This window comes from Serratia sp. P2ACOL2 (assembly GCF_003691565.1).
Lineage (GTDB): Bacteria > Pseudomonadota > Gammaproteobacteria > Enterobacterales > Enterobacteriaceae > Serratia > Serratia liquefaciens.
This window is the reverse complement of the sequence record NZ_CP033162.1, coordinates 2,071,653-2,087,789: the sequence shown is the minus strand read 5'-3', so window position 1 is coordinate 2,087,789 and position 16,137 is coordinate 2,071,653. Positions and strand designations below refer to the sequence as shown.

The window sequence follows — 16,137 nt, the reverse complement described above, 5'->3', positions numbered from 1 at the left end:
ACCACTTACCGTTGACCTCAGCCATTTGCTGATTAATTCATCGGTAACAAACATCTGCTAAGATAGCTTTTCTTTACGATAGTCATGGAGGGCGCCAATGAAGATGTTTTTACTCACCGTAGTTTTACCACTCGTAGCTATTGCGGGATGCTCTGACAAGCAGCAAGAAAGTTTTAACCCATACCCCGATGAGACACCTGAATGCCGTAGCTACCGCGTTATGACTGGTGCACCGATGTTGCCTGATGCATACGCAAGACTCAAAGATAAGTGCGAAGCATCTATGAAAAAATAGTTATCTCTCGGCGGCCGGCCGCCATTGGTTCAGCGTGGCCACTTGGCCGGCGCAAATTGATAAAGATGTTTGCAACGCCAGCGCGTAGCTGAGTGCATCGCCCCAGGTGTCACCCTGAAGCGTTGGTTGCTCGCATGGAATGAATACGGTCTCAGGGGGTAACAACACTACCTGTTGCGGCGGCACCGGTGTTTTGCTGCAGGAGGTCAATAACAGCGGTAGGCATAGGACTATTGCCACATTTATCACTTTTAAGTGCATCGCGTAATTTCCTCTGGTACGTTTCCCCCTGCTGGCGCAGTTGCTGATTATTCTTTTGTTGTTCTGCCATCAGCGCGCGGTTACGGGCGTCCTGTTCCTGCATGGTGGCAATCAGCCCTGACTGCTGCGCCAGCGCCTCTTTCTGTTGCTTAACCTTCTCACCTGCCTCTACCGCATTACCGTGGAAGTAAAAAGCCAGCTTTCCTACAACAATCAAAGCCACGAGCAGTAAGCCGATCGCAGTCGTGCGAAAACTGAATGAGGTGTTCATGACAAAAACAACTCACGTTCTGCCGCCCTACGCATTACCAAGCCGTTCAGTTTCACGCCACCAGCATTCACCCACCTGCCGAACTCATTAGCAGCGCCTTGCTTGTCACCAGTATTCATTTTTTGCAGCAGAGTTGAGGTACTAAGCGAACGCAAACCGAGGTTATAAGCAAAGCTTACCAGCGCATCAAACTGGCCCTGAGTGATTTTCACCTTCACCAATTGATTAACGCCCTGCTCAAACTGAACAACGCCACATTTCAACAGACGATCCGCAGTGGCCTGGTCAATCACCATGCCGTGGCCTATCTTCTTGCCGTCCACCGGCTGAGTCCAGCCATAGCCAATTGTCCAGACACCAACCGAGTCTTGATAAGCTTTCAGCTCTAAACCCTCGAAGCGCTTAATCAGCTCAATACCTGTTTTACTTATCTGCATCACTAACCCCCTTCCTGTTCAAGCCGCTGATGCGCTGCAATAGTGAAATAGCCGCCTCGCGGATTACCCTGGCACCGATAACTCCCAGCACCGAGAACACGAACAGTTCGATTTTCATCGTCTCGGTTTTGGATAGCACGTCACCCATGCCCGGTAGAATCTCAATGGACCGAACTAATAAAGGGGAAAGGACTGGAACCGTAGTTACTGCAATCAAGCCGGTGAGTAATGCATCCACCAAGGCTGTGCGGATTTTGCCGCCGTAGAAAAGGACGCGACCAAATGCCAAGGCTGATGTAATCACCATGCCGTTTATCCAGTTGGAATTGTTCGAATAGAGGTTTGCCAACCAACTAAGGAGGGCATTGTCATTGTGGGGCATTTTCATACCTCCCCCTTCCGGGGCTCTGTCCCGGTACCGGGTAATGAACGAAAAAATCCCGACGTAAGCCGGGATTGATTTATTTTGGTTATGCCGGTTGCGCAACCGGAATATGTTGAGTAATTACTTGGTCGGCGTAACTTTCGAGCAAGTAAAATGGATACTTGAATTCCCAGGAGTCTCCTGCTGCTGATACCGTCGGAGCACCTACACCAGAAAAACAACGCCCTTCGACAGAGATGGCCAGCGAATAAGCAGGTACGGTGTTCAGTACCTCATCGAATTCAGTACCTGGTTCCATTGGAACAGACATACGACCAAGGTATTTGTTCAGCAGTACAGCATTTTCAAACTGCCCTGCGACTTCAACTTTAGTAAGAGCTTTAGCTTGCTCTGGGGTCAAAGTAATGTCGTTGTTTTCGCTAATAATCAGATTTGCCATGTGAGGCTCCTTGTAATTGACACTGTATCCATATACAGCACATGAACATTATCAATTAAGAGGCTAAGCATCACATGGTGACCGTTGTCTCAAAGGCCGCACAACGCAGGGTAATCACTGTAGAAAATAGGGTTCAGCCACCATCCGTAAACGAGTTGGCGATACGGGATGTACCACGTGTGTGTCAGATGTTGGCTGGAGCTGAAATACAAAAAGGCTACACCGGAGTGCAGCCCTGTAGTTACCGTATCAGTAATCAGCCTTTCGATGATGAATGCCGCTAAATGGCATTACTGGCCAGATTACAGGTTGGTACATTTGCCTGTGACATCACTAAGCCAAGATTTGCCCCGATCCTTGACCTTGCAGTTATGCGCGTCTCTATTGCTTAAAACTTTTCCAGAACAGTTCTTAGCGCTGTAGCACTTGCCGGACGCCGCCGACGCGGTTAGAGGAAGTAAGAGGCATGAAGATAGAACAACTAAAATCGACAAATTTTTCATAGCATGTGTCCTTATGCGTGAATTCATAAATTGGTCTTTTCGTTGCGCGCACAACAACTTTAAAATAGCCTCCTCACACATCCTGTCACGCTTTTATGCCACTTCGTATATTGAATGTTTAGGTGAAATTCCGACAAAAATAGACATTTTGGAGTTTTCATCCACGAGCTTATTGCCAAAAATCACCGTATCCATGCCCCTTATGGCTCTTCCCTCCGAAATCACTCAGAGAAAGGATGTGTTTGCGTTGCGGTTGACTGTTTTGGCAAGGAGGCTAAAAACGACAAAACCCCGCCGAAGCGTGGTTTTTTAATTGGATAAGCTACGTGACTGCGTAACCACTCTTATCACAATAGACAGTAAAATTCGTAACGAAAAGCAGAATTTTACGCTCCAAACGATATTAATGATTATCATTAACTCGAATTTAAGCTGACACTTTACTACACTAAGCACTTTTAACCTGATAGGAGCTCTGTAGCAGAAACAGAAGTTGCCAACATCGGCATATACTAATCTTCGGGGAGCTGTACGCATTGCCTTGCAATCGTACCAAAATCAACAGGGCCGTTTTTTCAAACTACATACAGGAGAGAATGCCGGAAATGGCCATCCTGCAACATAATCGCGCTGAGGGCGCCTGCGGGGCGCCGCTAACATACAATATTTTAAATAGAAGCTGATTTAGGCAAATTTCTCTTAGAGATTGCAAAAAATTACTTGCGTTACTATCTTTATTTTTTGGTCAGCTATACAGCTGACCTGAATTTCAACTACGTTTCTCAACGCCAGATATTTCATTGATTAAATCATTCACAGATGGCGTCTTTTCCTTGTATTTAATAATCAAAGATGTAATGACTGAAACTATTAAACCCAGAATGAATAGCCCTTTCCAAACTACAGCTGGTATTAGCAAGAACTCCTTGAAATCAGATGTTAACAAAGACACTAAAAGTGTCATAGCCACACTAAAATATGTTACTGCCTTACCCTTTCCTGAAATATTCCTTTCATACCTATCCAGTATATTACGTAACTTATCCTCATTGGTAGTGATGATATGAGTGCTCAAATTCTCTGAAATTTTCTCAACAGGAATTGAGTCTGTATTAAAACGAGGTTGACTGAACGGTCTATTCATCATTCAGATCCTTTCGTCCAGAACTGTAAAGTCAAAATATTGGTTTCGCTAATCCGCACATTATGTATCATCATATCAATGGTTTGGTTGGATTCAAATGCAATAATCGGATACATTGCGTTGAGCGTAGTGCCCAACGGATTTCCCCAGTTTTTAATAAACATCGTCATTCTTTGATCGGGGCCAACCTTAAATACTACGTTCTGTTCTTCTGAAGAGTCATCTTCAAAGACAATGCTCATTGCCATTTTAATATTTTCTGTTACTCCACTAATGTCTTGAGGAGTGATTTCTAAAGAAACTTTTAACTCTTCACTTTGGGGGATAAGGTATGTATTGGTAGATAATAATTTCCTTCCACCCAATAATGCTTCTATTTTCATAAAATCCTCTAAATATTAGGTTTTGTTGAATGCAATGCATAAGAAAACTTAACATAGCCATTTGCATTAATGTTTATAATAACTCAAATTCTTTTACATTTCACCGCACATCGGTCGCTAAAGCACTGTTATGTTCAATGTAATAGTCATCCTTGAATGCCATGAGCTAAACGTCCACTTATGCTCAAAGCAGACCTGATGCCCTTCAGAGCGAAAGTTTTGAAAAAATTTGGACTTCAACTGGGTAATTACCCTGAGTAGTCAATATTAACCACCACTACTGGATACCCGTTACTAATCGCCACAACATAATTACCAATTGATTACATTGCCTTTTTTTTCCGGACTGATACGGGTATCCAATCCAGGGATACAATATCTTACGATACATCGTGCAGACTGAAACTATCGTTATTCGCTTAATGCCAATACGGATGATTTGTGCGTCAAAGCATCTATTTCCAGTGTGGTACCAGTCATTGCCAAGCACCCTTCAATGAAGCTTTCAGCCATCATCAGTTTTTGTCTTACGCTTCCCTCTGATATTTTCCAGCGGCGCGCTATTGCCGATTTTGATACACCGTGACGGTAATGCAGCATAATCACACCCAGCTCCTTCTCGTCCCTCACCTTCTTCAGTCGCCCGACAGCACCATCAATAATCAGGCCGTCGTTATCACAACAGGATGGTTTGTTCTTGCTTGTGTCTACCAACAACCCCTTAAAACCGGCGGCAATCGGTGAGTAGTCCACACCACTGTTATCCTTTGCCCACTGTCCCCAACGCTCTAAAACCAACTGAATATCTCTCATGCTTTAATCTCCAGGCGTCTGGCCCGCATGCCAGCTCGCCTATACTCCACACTTATGAAATGGCACCGATCGATAACGAGTGGTCAATGAACCTGAACCACACCTCGATCTGAGTACCGTGCTCCTCTTCCCACCGTGACATGTCACGATGCAAGTCATCGTGATGTTTTCGGCAAAGCGGAATGGTAAAAAAATCGTGCGCCTTAGTACCCATGCCGCCCTGGCCATGACCAATGATGTGATGGGGATCATCTGATGGGTTGCCACAGCAAGCACACGGCTGAGACTTAACCCAGCGAGTAAACTTTTCACTCGTCCAGCGCTCACGCTTTGGCAACTTCAGGAATGACTTTGGCGGGGCCGGGTCAATAACCAGTGTCTTTGCCGCCTTCTTGGCTATCTCGGCGATAATCTGACTTGGCGCTACGCCAGGAGTGATATCGGCCTCTTTCCGATGTCCTGATGGGATTGTGATCGGCTTGATACGCAGTGATGCAGCCGCGACATCCTCAGGTAGCAGATCGATGACTTCTTTCACCCAAGCCCACCAGCACAATTCAGGCAAGGTTAGTTGATGGCTCTCTTCAAACATGAAGTGAATTCTGGCCCGATACACCACAAAATCAGCAATATTTTGTTCTGCTGTGACTGATAGCTCATCCACCGTCTTATCACGGTACATATGCGAATGGTGCCAGCACAGACGAATAGCACCGGTGCCATAACGCATGGTCTCCATGTTCTTGTCGTGATAATCGTCCTTGGTACACTGCCGCTGGCATTCAGTACGGCGATCCAGCCAACTCTCCAGGCTGTTGATGCCACCAGCGGCAGAAAGAACACGCTCATGCTGGAAGAACGGAAGGAAGCGCGGATCACTGACAAGTTGCTGTTCAGTGGCCGGGAGTGCGCCTGATGGCAGTTCACGGAATTCAGCTGGAACTGTGGCCACCATCACCCGGTCACCGAACATCGTCAGCAAGTCATTGCCTGGTTTTAAGATGACCTGCCCCAGTTCGCGGACAACTATCGGCTTCAGTATCCCTCTCATGCCTGCACCTCGCTGATCCGTAGTTCTACCTTGCCGCCTTTGGTCACTGGCCCCCACTTGGCATCGATGTGTTTAATTTGGCTGTCATCGAGCCACACACCAGCCTGTGTCATCGCATCAAACAGAGCCTTGAAGAAGTTATCCAGATCCCGACGGGCCTTTGTTGGCGGGTAGAACACTACCGCTACAGATATGTCTGCGCTGATTGGCTTCGGGCGGCGGCGCAGTTGTTTCATTACCTGAGCGATAGCCTCTGCCTGGAATGCCCTGCCGCGCTCACTGACCAAAGTGCGACCACGGGATGATCCCTTGTTCGGTGAACGCCAGTAGCCGTTAACTCTTGGGGAGAATGGCAACGTCAAATTCATTCTGGCTGCTCCTCTACGGCTACCAGGCGGTAGAAATAAACCAGCTTGCCCGTGTCCGGATCCTTCAACGTGCATTTTTCCTTCACCAGCCCATGCAGTTTGGGGTCAACCTCACGCAGCCTGGCGCTAATCGCGGCTTGTGTGTCGGCCACGAAAAACATCATGAATACGGTTCTTTCCAAATCGCGTAACGTCATCCACTGAGCACCGGCAGCGGCCTGAATTACTCGCCCCATCTGGTTTTCTGGGTTGTCCTTCAGCATGCCTGCGAGGATTAGCCGACGGATGCCGCTGTTTACGCGCTCGCTTTCGAACACGTCCACTGGAATCGTTAATTTTTTCATGATGCCAACCTCGCTAAGTCGTTCTCGCTTGCCTTGGTGACCGCTTGAGCCCAAATGCCTACGAATGCCCGACGTGCGTCGTAATCACTCATGCGGCCCAATGACCCGGCCATTTCTTTCGCCAGACGCTCCACCTCGTTTTGTGGTTTACGACGCTGAGAGATCAGGCGGGTGTAAGCCTCGTCTCGTGCAGCGTTGTCAAACTTCTGAACTTTTGGCAGGTCATTAGCCCGCTCCTCTTTCACGCTTAGATAGCACGCCTCGGTGATCAGGTAGTCGAAGTCCTTTTTGCGCCAGGTCTTGCCAATGTTGGTGTCTGCTCGGTCTTCCAGCATCCAACGGCATTTTTTAGCGATGTAGCGGAGGTAAGCGCCCCATTTTTCTTCGGTCAGGTCGTATTCTTTCCAGAGCTTGCGCAGCACCTTACGGCGGCTATCAGTGATTTTGATAACCTTGGGCAATTCCGGCAGCGTGGTGTGGAATGTTTCGAGAACAACCTGATAATCGATTTTCAACGAATCGGCGGGTTGCGGGTCGGCTGGCGTAGCCGGTTGACCAACAGGTTTTAATACTGATGGATCTTGTTTTGAATTTACTGACGGATCCCCCCCAGATTCTGGCGGGTGAGAACTGCCTTTTTTCGTGTTTTCTGAACGGTCGGATTCTGAACGTTCAGATCCTGACATGTCAGATTTTGAATGGTCAGATTCTGACGTGTCAGAAACTGGACGGTGAGACTCGACGCTTAATGCCGCGGCCTTCAGCTTTGGCACATTCAGGGTGTAAATATTGCTGTCGTTGCGCTGCCCTCTACGGCGTTCCTTGCGTGTCAGCCATCCATCACTTTCTAATTCACCGATCGCAGTCGTAACCGTACTCCGGCCAGCACCGATCTCACGGGCGATTTTCTCAATCCCCGGATAGCAGATCCCCTCATCGTTTGAGAAGTCAGCCAGACGAAGCATTACAAGCAGCTTGGTACCCTTCACACCGTGCGCAGCGCAGCCGTCCCATACATAGCTGGAGACTTTGACGCTCATGCCACAACTCCTGGCGCCGGTAGTGCCAAATATTTAAAGCGATCCACAACTTCCTGCAATGCGCTGTGGGTGACAGGCAACCAGCCGCCCGGTATTCTCATCACATAACGCAACGGCACTGGCGGTTTAGCGCAGCTCGCAGCTACACAACGAAATTGCCCACGCAAACGAGATTCTGTTACTCTGTTCATGCGTTAATTACTCCACACGTTTAATTGATGCACTCGACGCCCGGGACCGCATATCCTGGGCGTCACCCTCTCCAAACATCATCACCGTCACGGCGTATATCTCCGCCACCAGCGATTGGATCCGGTAACCCTTAGCTTTCAGTTTTTTACTCTCGTTATTGTCCAGTACCCCATCAGCTGTGAACTCGTTATGTGCCTTGGCGAACAGGCCCAGCGCTGACATCAGTTCGTTGAACTTGATCAGCAACTCTTCGTTGTCCACCTGTTCGATTTCCGGCAGCTTCACGAACACTCCACCAGCGTGCTTACACATCGCCTCGGTGATATCGCTTCGGCCTGAGATTGATTCCATTTCTACAGCCATACCCAGCGGCACTACCTGCCCTGATACCTGGCGGACGCGGTTACGTAGTGCGTTTTCAGTACCGGCTACCGGATCCAACTCTTTCGCCATCGCGCTGTACTTGCCTGGGAACTGAGTGATCAGCTTGTGTATCGCGTCGCTGATTTCGTCCTGGGTAGGGAAGTCTTTGTTGTCCACAAGGTTTCTCCGCTTCTGTGGTTTTGGTTAAGCTGCTGGGGCGTTAAAATTTTTCTCGGGGGGAAATACATCATCGAGAAAGCACTCGGCCCCTAGGCTGTTCAGTGCGGAAATGATGATTCGGCAGTCCTTAAGTCCAGGAGTCCTAATGCCAATTTCATAATTGGCGATTCGGGACTTACCCATCCTGCAGGCTTCCGCTAGTTGGGATTGAGTGATGCCGAGCTTATTCCGCTGTTCAGCGATATTGTTCATGTAAGCTCCTTTGTGATTACGAAGCTCATTAGACACAATATGTGATTAACAGTCAACGACAATATGTGAGCGGATTATGACCACGGTATGTGGTAAAAAGGACGGATGAAAACATTGTCTGAAATCATTGGCGAACGCCTGAAGGCGCTGCGCGAAGCTAAGAAGTTGAGCCAGGCCGATCTAGCCAAGCTGATCGGTTGGTCTTCTGCTTCCAGGATTGGAAACTACGAGCTAGGTGCTCGTAAGATCAGTGCGGATGATGCAATTATATTAGCCTCATCATTGGGCGTTAGCCCTGCAGAGTTGTTGTTTGGTGACTCAGCACACCAATTGGCATCTCAGTACCAATACCCACTATATGCAAAGATCTCTGCAGGCGGGTTTAATGACGTTGGAAGCTATACAGAAAAGGATTCAGTACGCCTCATTCCTACCACCGTTAAAGCAAGTGATGACTCTTTCTGGCTATTGGTCGATGGACACTCGATGACCGCCCCCCAAGGTGCTAAGCCAAGCTTCCCTGAGGGCATGTTAATCCTGGTTGACCCAAGCGAAGTTCTAAATATCAAGTCTGGGGATTTCTGCATAGCTGGTCTGAACAATGACGAGGTGACGTTTAAGCAATTCTCGATTTATGGTGGTAAGCCACAACTTGAGCCGCTAAACCAACGTTATGACATCATCCCATTTGATGAGAACTGCAAGCTAATAGGTAAAGTTATAACCGCTCAGTGGCCTGAAGAAACCTTCAAGTAACTCCTTCCCCCTAAAATGAAGGCCGCTTATGCGGCTTTTTTTACTTCAAAATCAAACACAAAAATAAACACACCCAACCAATCACATTTAGTGATTGACAACATGCACACATTTTGTGACTATCACTCCATCTGCAGCGAACAGGAAGGACGCCCACTAAAACCCACCGCGCCCTAAGGGGCGTACTGAGGCAATCATGAGCGCAAAGGGTTGGAAGGTAGTGGTCTATAGCATTGTGGCTTGTATCCCGTTCTGGTTGTTGGTTTTTGTGTAGTTGTGGTAGTCGCCTGGTAACCGGCGCACATCGGAATGCTCACTCGCCCTTTCCCTCAGTTCTGGGAGCGGTGGAGGATCCTAACTCATGAGTGAGCATCTCGATGTGGTATCCGGTGATAGACGGGCTCCCTCTCCGTCTGTGGGTTCGACTCCCATCACCACACAGTATGCGCCGCGCCGGCGGCACTGCAGCGAAAGCAAGCGCAGATATCCGGCAAGAATTTTGCTGTGTGTAGAAGCCTTTGCGGCTGTTCCATGGGTTGGTGTCAGCCGCACTTTTTTCGCTCTTTAACAGAATAATGGAAAACCTTTTAGCCTCTCAATAGAAGCTATTACTTATCATCAATTTTGTTTTTCTTTCTTCCTTTCTTTCTTTCTTTTAACCATAAGTTTAATTTTTGATAATTACCAACAAAAATGAGGATAGCTATGGATGCCCCTATAGAAAAAATCAAGTCATGCTTATCCAAGAATTTAATTATTTCCTCAACGGACAAGTAGCCCGTGATAAAACTAACAAATACAAGCATGAATGATATCAAATTCAGAGCTGAAGATTTTATATAGTAATTTTCCAAATCATTAGTGATTTCGTTCATACTTTTTATTGTTACTGCCAATTTCCCCGTATCAGATTCATCTGAGATGAAAAAATCATTTATTATTTCATTGGCATTTTTCAATTCAGTATTAGATGCAAAGAATCCATAAGTGAAAGCGCCTGACAAAGTGAAAAATGTAACAATCCCCCATGTTGAAAATGCTTTCCAGTTAAAATCAATATGAATTGCCGTGTTTAAACTAGCATTACCTAAAGATAAATCTATCACCTTAAAAACAAATATGCACAATGCCATCCAAACTGTCATTATTGCTATTGAAAGCTGTACGGATTTTCGCCCTCTATCAATTGCATTGTTGTATCTATACATAGCTAAATTAATATTCATGAGTCACCCATTGTATTTTAAAAGAAATACTATACTGGACACCCATTAATTATGACAATGTTACAACCGTTGATAATTTCACCTAGCATTAATTAGCACCCTATTTTTAATATTACTTATAATTTTGCGAATCAATCTTTGTTATGGACATGTCTAATAGAAAACTTGAGGATTAACTATGCGGGCTATTGCCCTCAAAACCGAACTATTTTTACTTAGGCGAAGCATAACGGTCCTGGCCAAGTTTTACATTTCCTAAGAACAGTGTGGAGTAATTAATAATGATCAACACAATCACGATCGACACGGAAACAATGGACGTTCAGGCATCAGCAGTGATCTTATCTATCGGTGGTTTTGCATTTGATATCGAAGATGTCGATGGCGTGCAGGACTCAATCATGGAGGTGGTTCGGAATCCTGAGCTGGCCGACTATTCTAAGTCTGCATTTTATGGGTTGGTTGATACCTTTGGTCAGTTAATGCAAGGCCGAACTGTCAACGCCGAAACGCAACAATGGTGGATAAAACAAGATGAAGATGCCCATGAGGCGCTGGCTGGAAATCGGGAACCGCTGAGTCAAACACTCGTAAATCTGACTTCTTGGATTCAACAACACCCAGGCACGCGTATCTTTTTCCGTGGTACCGATTTTGATGGGTCTATCCTCGAAAGTGCATACCGTTATTGCGGTCTAACATGCCCGTGGCATTTTGCTGGCAAGCGCGATGTTCGCACCTACATTGATGCAATGGTTAAAGGAACCAAAGGTTATCTGCCCAATACCCATCAACCATGCTTTGCTACGGTTAAACACCACTCTCTACATGATGCCATGAATGATGCAGAACAGATGGCCATTGCCTACCGTCTGAATAGCAGACAGGTAGGTGTCTAATGCTGCAGATGCTGACGTTAGAAGAATGGGCTGCGGAGCGATACCGCAGCAAACCGCCCTCTCTTAATACCTTGCGGCGTTGCGCAAAAGAGGGCCACTTCGCCCCTCCCGCTCGTAAAGAAGGCAAGTTATGGCGTGTGCGAGAAGATGCTGAGCTAGTTGGCCCACTCACTACTCCGGTCATTAAGCACAATGACAATCCGAAGCTTCAAAGGATATTGAACGATGGCAGCCAGACCGCGTAAGAACAATGTTGATATTCCTAACCTGTATCCCCTATTTAGCCGCAAGGTCAATAAAGTGTACTGGCGGTACCGGCATCCAGTTACAGGGAAGTACCATGCTCTTGGTGACAATGAGCAGGAAGCTCGTGAGATTGCGATAGAAGCCAATAGCCGACTAGCGGAGCAGCGGAGCCGGCAGATCTTGGCTCTTAGCGATCGCGTGGCTCAAATTAAGGGTAAAAACATAACTGTCAGTACCTGGCTCGACCGGTATTGGAAAATACAGGAAGAACGACTGAGCACAGGTGATATCAAGCCCAACACGTTTAAACAAAAACGTAAACCTGTGGACCTTCTACGTCAAAAGTTCGCTATGAAATGCTTGCCCGAAGTTGATGCCAGAGATATCGCTTCGTTGTTAGATGAGTACACAGACGCCGGACAGCCACGTATGGGCCAGGTTGTTCGCTCAGTGTTGATCGATGTATTCAAAGAGGCTCAGCATGTTGGTGAGGTTCCGCCTGGCTACAATCCCGCACTCGCAACAAAGCAACCGCGCAGGAAGGTTACCAGGCAGCGTTTGAATTTAGAGGAATGGCAGAAGATCTTCGACATTGCTGATAAAAAGCATCGATACATGGGCAATGCGATGCTATTGGCCGTAGTTACAGGACAGCGCTTGGGTGATATTTCAGCAATGAAATTCAGCGACATCTGGGATGACCACTTACATGTTGTGCAGGAGAAAACTGGTGCAAAATTGGCATTACCTCTCTCCCTTCGTTGCGATGCTTTGAACACGAGCTTACGTGAGGTCATCTCGCGTTGCCGAGATTATGCTGTGAGCGAGCATCTTGTACATTACTTCCGTTCGACATCAATGGCTCAACGTGGTGCCAAAGTGCCAGCCAATACACTGACAACCAACTTTAGCAAAGCCAGGGACAAAACTGATATTGATTGGGGTGACGGCACACCAGCAACGTTTCATGAACAACGATCGCTTGCTGAAAGACTGTATAAGTCCCAAGGGGTAAACACTCAGATACTTCTGGGTCACAAAACACAGTTTCAGACTGACCGTTATCACGATGACAGAGGGAAGGAGTGGATAAAAGTGAGTTACTAGCCTAATGGGATACCCTCAATAATTTGTTTATATTAGTTATTTTAGGTTCTACTTAATTTCATATGCTTTACGGTCAAGGATCGATCTGACCTTTAGCCTTAGTGCTAAAATCGGACATTGGCATACCTTATAATTCCCGAAAGAACTGTATTTATGTTATCCTGCATTCTTACACATTCATCTGATTAGACTGGCAGTTTAAAGGTTAAATGAGCAGCTTGATTGCAAGCTCCTTTCAAAGCCCTTTATCGGTTACATTTGTTATTTTTATAGACATGGTTTATTTGAAGTTAGTGAAATGAACACGTTACATCTTTATAAACCCTTCAGGCTTATTTTAATATATTAAATGATGTCATGCTTTCTATCTTTATCATTATTTTTGGTGCTGGAGTAATTGTTAATCTGGCTGAACCGAAAGGCATCATTGAATCCTAAAAAAGATGAGGGCTACCTGGCTGGTTTTTCTTCATCACGGCCGCGTTTGAAGCACTGTCATTTACACTAGTATTCACGAACCTGTCGCTAATTAGTTACACTCTTGCCAAAATTTTTTTGTGGTGCTATAGCAATTCTTGTATTTAACAGAGATTATAAACCCATCATAGCTCCGGAAATTACGCGTGCATTTATTCTTTATCTGATGAATATAAAAAAACCGCCATTATGGCGGTTTTTTTATCAGTAAATGGCCAGTACCCTGAGCGGGCTGCCTGAACCATCTTCTATTTTCAGCGGCGCTGACACGATAATAATATCTCTTGCCGGTAATTCAGAAAGATTATTCAGACACTGTAATCCAAAACGCCCTGAACCCAGCATCAGATTGTGACAGGGATAGGCGATGGGCCAGCCATAGGAAAGACCCGCATCAATATTGATAGTTTCAACGCCGAAGCCACGTACATTTCTTTCCTCGATCATCCACTGTACGCATGCCTGATCCGGACCCGGAGTGTGAGGTTTACCGTCAATCAGATTGGCGAATTTTTCTGGATCGTTAATCCTTTCTGACCAGCCGCTCTGGAACAGAACCCAGGCATTATCCGGGATCTGCCCGTGTTTTTTCTCCCATTCCAGTAGAAACCCCTTGGTCAATACCCAGTTACTGTTCTGGCGCACTTCTTCGACTGCATCGATAACGACGGCTTCGCCAATAAAGTTACTGACATCGATAGTGTCTACGGTGTTATTCTCACGTTCACGTCCGCTTATCCAGTGCGCTGGCGCATCAAAATGCGTACCGGTGTGTTCGCCGCAGGAAAAATTATTCCAGTACCAGGCCGGGCCATTTTCATCGTAACTGGAAATGTTTTCTTTTTTGAATGCCCAGGTCTGGCCATACTCGGGCGGAAGCGAGAGCGCCGGGAAGGAAGAATTCAATTGATGAGTTAAATCGACAATCCGGATATCGTTCGATTTAAAGCTTTTAATGATGGACTGTATTAAAGAAAGGGACATATTCTCACCTTAGATTACAAGCAGAGCCTGCGCTCTGTTACATCAGAATTCAGAAAGGAAGGACTACGCCTCCCTCTGATTGTCGTACAGATTACTTCGTCTGCATATCGTGCAGGGCACCCCAGGTTTCAACTTCGATAAGAGCCGGTTTACTTGACTGACGAGCGCTGGCAATAGCGCGTTCAAGCTCTTCAGGTTTGCCCGCTGTGTATGCCTGCAAGCCATAACCTTCAGCAATCTTCGTAAAATCAATGGACGGTACGTCAAAGGCCGGAATATCACCAATCTCCAGTACGGAGGCGAACCAGCGCAGGGCACCGTAGGTTCCATTTTTCATGACAATGAAGATGACCGGCACATTATACTGAGCCGCAGTCCAAAGAGCCTGAATACTGTAATTTGAAGAGCCATCACCGATGACCACGAAGACTTGGCGATCGGGGCGCGCCATCTGGATGCCCACGCCGGCCGGCATTGCAAAGCCCAGGCCGCCTGCGGCTGCATAGAAATAGCTTCCCTGGCTTTCAAAGTTCAGGCGTTCCCACATGGCCGCGGTTGTGGACGTGGACTCGTTGACGAAAATTGAGTTGTCCGGTGCCGCCCAGTTCAGGATGTCAAAGACGGTCTCAGGGCACATGGGCGACGTCAGGTTTACTTGTACCGAGGATTTTCTGAAGTCAGGCATTTCATTCGCTTTCTCTTCCACAGATGCCAGCAGCTGCTCCATAGCGGGTTTCATATCAGCAACCCAGGCATCTCCCGCCGGGGCGCGAGCAGCTTCGTTGATATCGCAGGTTATGTGGATGAGTTTAGCGTCTGCTGGCAGGTATTCCCCGGTTTCATACTGATGATATCGGAAGACTGGTGCTCCGATAACCAGAATTAAATCATGTGCAGAAAGCTGTTCTGAAATCGAGTTGATACCCGAGGTCAGCAACCCTTTAAAACAACGGTGCTTATTCGGGAACGGACTGCGCGGCGTGGACGGTGCGGCCCACACCGGGCATTTCAGTTTTTCGGCAAGCTGTACTGCAATATCATTGGCGTCATCAGCATCCACGTCAGAGCCCAGGACCATCACCGGATTTTTAGCAAGGCGGATATCCTCCGTGATGCTCTTCAGGGACATGGGATCCAGCGCGCGGCGGCTGGTGACTTTACGGCTTAGCAGAGATTTACTCTGCGCTTCCGCCTCCTGTGCCCAGTCGTTATAAGGAACGGATACATATACCGGACCTTTCGCCTCTGACATAGCGGTGTGAATGGCGCGGCTGATCGAATACGGAACTTCCTGCGCCGTGGACGGTTCGTAGCTCCACTTCACCAGAGGACGCGGCAGCTGCGTTGCATCAATATTGGTCAGATAGGGTTCTACCGAGACCATGGCGCGGTGTTGCTGGCCTGCAGTGACGATAAGCGGGGAGTGCGAGTTCCAGGCATTGGCCAGAGCGCCCATCGCGTTACCGGTACCCGCAGCAGAGTGTAAGTTAACCAGCGCCGGCTTGCCGGATGCCTGAGCATAGCCATCTGCAATGCCCAGAACGACAGCTTCCTGAAGGCCGAGAACGTAGGTGAAGTCTTCCGGGAAATTTTTCAAAAACGGCAGCTCATTCGAGCCGGGGTTTCCGAAGATGATATTCATATCGTTACTACGAAGGAGGTCGTAGGTCGCTTGTTGTACGGTTTTCATGGTAACTCCTCTTCTGTTGTTGAAGCGAAGT

20 protein-coding genes are annotated in these 16,137 nt (G+C 47.2%); 4 read left to right on the top strand and 16 right to left on the bottom strand.

All coding sequences use genetic code 11. The features are described 5' to 3' along the window. Window positions 1-446: 446 nt before the first annotated feature. The 13 genes from EBA31_RS10265 to EBA31_RS10205 form a co-directional block, all read right to left on the bottom strand. Window positions 447-827, bottom strand: a complete 381-nt coding sequence (locus EBA31_RS10265) for a DUF2570 family protein (protein WP_122078778.1) — start codon at window positions 825-827, stop codon at window positions 447-449. Continuing rightward, window positions 824-1,264, bottom strand: a complete 441-nt coding sequence (locus EBA31_RS10260; RefSeq protein ID WP_122078775.1) for a lysozyme — start codon at window positions 1,262-1,264, stop codon at window positions 824-826. Before EBA31_RS10260 ends, EBA31_RS10265 begins: the two co-directional genes overlap by 4 nt. Continuing rightward, window positions 1,251-1,652 carry a phage holin family protein gene (locus EBA31_RS10255; protein WP_122078773.1) on the bottom strand — a complete coding sequence of 134 codons (402 nt, stop codon included), beginning with the start codon at window positions 1,650-1,652 and terminating at the stop codon, window positions 1,251-1,253. Before EBA31_RS10255 ends, EBA31_RS10260 begins: the two co-directional genes overlap by 14 nt. An 82-nt stretch (window positions 1,653-1,734) precedes the next feature. Then, window positions 1,735-2,088, bottom strand: a complete 354-nt coding sequence (locus tag EBA31_RS10250; protein ID WP_122078771.1) for a hypothetical protein — start codon at window positions 2,086-2,088, stop codon at window positions 1,735-1,737. A gap of 1,272 nt (window positions 2,089-3,360) precedes the next feature. Next, the gene (locus EBA31_RS10245) at window positions 3,361-3,738 is read right to left on the bottom strand and encodes a hypothetical protein (RefSeq protein ID WP_162302878.1); all 378 of its coding nucleotides are present in this window, start codon (window positions 3,736-3,738) and stop codon (window positions 3,361-3,363) included. Continuing rightward, window positions 3,735-4,118 (bottom strand): hypothetical protein, encoded by a 384-nt coding sequence (locus tag EBA31_RS10240; RefSeq protein ID WP_122078768.1) that lies wholly within the window; start codon window positions 4,116-4,118, stop codon window positions 3,735-3,737. The genes EBA31_RS10245 and EBA31_RS10240 overlap by 4 nt, the downstream gene beginning before the upstream one ends. A 411-nt stretch (window positions 4,119-4,529) precedes the next feature. Next, window positions 4,530-4,931 carry an antiterminator Q family protein gene (locus tag EBA31_RS10235; RefSeq protein WP_122078767.1) on the bottom strand — a complete coding sequence of 134 codons (402 nt, stop codon included), beginning with the start codon at window positions 4,929-4,931 and terminating at the stop codon, window positions 4,530-4,532. A 52-nt stretch (window positions 4,932-4,983) separates the two neighbouring features. Next, complete coding sequence (locus tag EBA31_RS10230) at window positions 4,984-5,982, bottom strand: DUF968 domain-containing protein (protein ID WP_122078766.1); 999 nt, start codon at window positions 5,980-5,982, stop codon at window positions 4,984-4,986. Continuing rightward, on the bottom strand, window positions 5,979-6,350 hold the full coding sequence (locus tag EBA31_RS10225) for a RusA family crossover junction endodeoxyribonuclease (protein ID WP_122078764.1): 372 nt from the start codon (window positions 6,348-6,350) through the stop codon (window positions 5,979-5,981). Before EBA31_RS10225 ends, EBA31_RS10230 begins: the two co-directional genes overlap by 4 nt. Further along, entirely contained in the window at window positions 6,347-6,694 is a 348-nt protein-coding gene (locus EBA31_RS10220) for a hypothetical protein (protein ID WP_122078762.1), read from the bottom strand. The genes EBA31_RS10225 and EBA31_RS10220 overlap by 4 nt, the downstream gene beginning before the upstream one ends. Next, window positions 6,691-7,734, bottom strand: a complete 1,044-nt coding sequence (locus tag EBA31_RS10215) for a helix-turn-helix domain-containing protein (RefSeq protein WP_122078759.1) — start codon at window positions 7,732-7,734, stop codon at window positions 6,691-6,693. The genes EBA31_RS10220 and EBA31_RS10215 overlap by 4 nt, the downstream gene beginning before the upstream one ends. Before the next feature lie 198 nt (window positions 7,735-7,932). After that, complete coding sequence (locus EBA31_RS10210; RefSeq protein ID WP_122078757.1) at window positions 7,933-8,466, bottom strand: YmfL family putative regulatory protein; 534 nt, start codon at window positions 8,464-8,466, stop codon at window positions 7,933-7,935. A 27-nt stretch (window positions 8,467-8,493) separates the two neighbouring features. Continuing rightward, window positions 8,494-8,721: a helix-turn-helix transcriptional regulator gene (locus EBA31_RS10205; protein ID WP_122078754.1), complete on the bottom strand. Its 228-nt coding sequence runs from the start codon at window positions 8,719-8,721 to the stop codon at window positions 8,494-8,496. A 105-nt stretch (window positions 8,722-8,826) separates the two neighbouring features. Between EBA31_RS10205 and EBA31_RS10200 the strand changes: the two genes are divergently transcribed. Beyond that, window positions 8,827-9,477: a LexA family transcriptional regulator gene (locus EBA31_RS10200; protein WP_122078751.1), complete on the top strand. Its 651-nt coding sequence runs from the start codon at window positions 8,827-8,829 to the stop codon at window positions 9,475-9,477. Window positions 9,478-10,085: 608 nt separating this feature from the next. Here the strand turns inward: EBA31_RS10200 and EBA31_RS10195 are convergent. Then, complete coding sequence (locus tag EBA31_RS10195) at window positions 10,086-10,703, bottom strand: hypothetical protein (RefSeq protein ID WP_122078748.1); 618 nt, start codon at window positions 10,701-10,703, stop codon at window positions 10,086-10,088. A gap of 281 nt (window positions 10,704-10,984) precedes the next feature. On the opposite strand from EBA31_RS10195, the gene EBA31_RS10190 reads away from it, so the two are divergent. From EBA31_RS10190 to EBA31_RS10180, 3 genes are read left to right on the top strand one after another with little or no spacing between them, the layout of a single operon-like run. Beyond that, window positions 10,985-11,602 carry a 3'-5' exonuclease gene (locus tag EBA31_RS10190; RefSeq protein WP_122078745.1) on the top strand — a complete coding sequence of 206 codons (618 nt, stop codon included), beginning with the start codon at window positions 10,985-10,987 and terminating at the stop codon, window positions 11,600-11,602. Next, complete coding sequence (locus EBA31_RS10185) at window positions 11,602-11,847, top strand: excisionase (protein ID WP_072270415.1); 246 nt, start codon at window positions 11,602-11,604, stop codon at window positions 11,845-11,847. The genes EBA31_RS10190 and EBA31_RS10185 overlap by 1 nt, the downstream gene beginning before the upstream one ends. Continuing rightward, window positions 11,828-12,955 (top strand): site-specific integrase, encoded by a 1,128-nt coding sequence (locus EBA31_RS10180; RefSeq protein ID WP_122078742.1) that lies wholly within the window; start codon window positions 11,828-11,830, stop codon window positions 12,953-12,955. Before EBA31_RS10185 ends, EBA31_RS10180 begins: the two co-directional genes overlap by 20 nt. Before the next feature lie 681 nt (window positions 12,956-13,636). Here EBA31_RS10180 and EBA31_RS10175 read toward each other — a convergent pair. Next, window positions 13,637-14,416: a cyclase family protein gene (locus EBA31_RS10175; RefSeq protein ID WP_122078740.1), complete on the bottom strand. Its 780-nt coding sequence runs from the start codon at window positions 14,414-14,416 to the stop codon at window positions 13,637-13,639. Window positions 14,417-14,507: 91 nt separating this feature from the next. Continuing rightward, the gene (gene mdlC, locus EBA31_RS10170; RefSeq protein WP_122078737.1) at window positions 14,508-16,106 is read right to left on the bottom strand and encodes a benzoylformate decarboxylase; all 1,599 of its coding nucleotides are present in this window, start codon (window positions 16,104-16,106) and stop codon (window positions 14,508-14,510) included. Window positions 16,107-16,137 lie beyond the last annotated feature (31 nt).

Bases quoted from the DNA above. Each gene is read 5' to 3' on its own strand.
- EBA31_RS10265 (WP_122078778.1), bottom strand. From the start codon at position 827: ATGAACACCTCATTCAGTTTTCGCACGACTGCGATCGGCTTACTGCTC.
- EBA31_RS10260 (WP_122078775.1), bottom strand. From the start codon at position 1,264: ATGCAGATAAGTAAAACAGGTATTGAGCTGATTAAGCGCTTCGAGGGT.
- EBA31_RS10255 (WP_122078773.1), bottom strand. From the start codon at position 1,652: ATGAAAATGCCCCACAATGACAATGCCCTCCTTAGTTGGTTGGCAAAC.
- EBA31_RS10250 (WP_122078771.1), bottom strand. From the start codon at position 2,088: ATGGCAAATCTGATTATTAGCGAAAACAACGACATTACTTTGACCCCA.
- EBA31_RS10245 (WP_162302878.1), bottom strand. From the start codon at position 3,738: ATGATGAATAGACCGTTCAGTCAACCTCGTTTTAATACAGACTCAATT.
- EBA31_RS10240 (WP_122078768.1), bottom strand. From the start codon at position 4,118: ATGAAAATAGAAGCATTATTGGGTGGAAGGAAATTATTATCTACCAAT.
- EBA31_RS10235 (WP_122078767.1), bottom strand. From the start codon at position 4,931: ATGAGAGATATTCAGTTGGTTTTAGAGCGTTGGGGACAGTGGGCAAAG.
- EBA31_RS10230 (WP_122078766.1), bottom strand. From the start codon at position 5,982: ATGAGAGGGATACTGAAGCCGATAGTTGTCCGCGAACTGGGGCAGGTC.
- EBA31_RS10225 (WP_122078764.1), bottom strand. From the start codon at position 6,350: ATGAATTTGACGTTGCCATTCTCCCCAAGAGTTAACGGCTACTGGCGT.
- EBA31_RS10220 (WP_122078762.1), bottom strand. From the start codon at position 6,694: ATGAAAAAATTAACGATTCCAGTGGACGTGTTCGAAAGCGAGCGCGTA.
- EBA31_RS10215 (WP_122078759.1), bottom strand. From the start codon at position 7,734: ATGAGCGTCAAAGTCTCCAGCTATGTATGGGACGGCTGCGCTGCGCAC.
- EBA31_RS10205 (WP_122078754.1), bottom strand. From the start codon at position 8,721: ATGAACAATATCGCTGAACAGCGGAATAAGCTCGGCATCACTCAATCC.
- EBA31_RS10200 (WP_122078751.1), top strand. From the start codon at position 8,827: ATGAAAACATTGTCTGAAATCATTGGCGAACGCCTGAAGGCGCTGCGC.
- EBA31_RS10195 (WP_122078748.1), bottom strand. From the start codon at position 10,703: ATGAATATTAATTTAGCTATGTATAGATACAACAATGCAATTGATAGA.
- EBA31_RS10190 (WP_122078745.1), top strand. From the start codon at position 10,985: ATGATCAACACAATCACGATCGACACGGAAACAATGGACGTTCAGGCA.
- EBA31_RS10185 (WP_072270415.1), top strand. From the start codon at position 11,602: ATGCTGCAGATGCTGACGTTAGAAGAATGGGCTGCGGAGCGATACCGC.
- EBA31_RS10180 (WP_122078742.1), top strand. From the start codon at position 11,828: ATGGCAGCCAGACCGCGTAAGAACAATGTTGATATTCCTAACCTGTAT.
- EBA31_RS10175 (WP_122078740.1), bottom strand. From the start codon at position 14,416: ATGTCCCTTTCTTTAATACAGTCCATCATTAAAAGCTTTAAATCGAAC.
- mdlC (WP_122078737.1), bottom strand. From the start codon at position 16,106: ATGAAAACCGTACAACAAGCGACCTACGACCTCCTTCGTAGTAACGAT.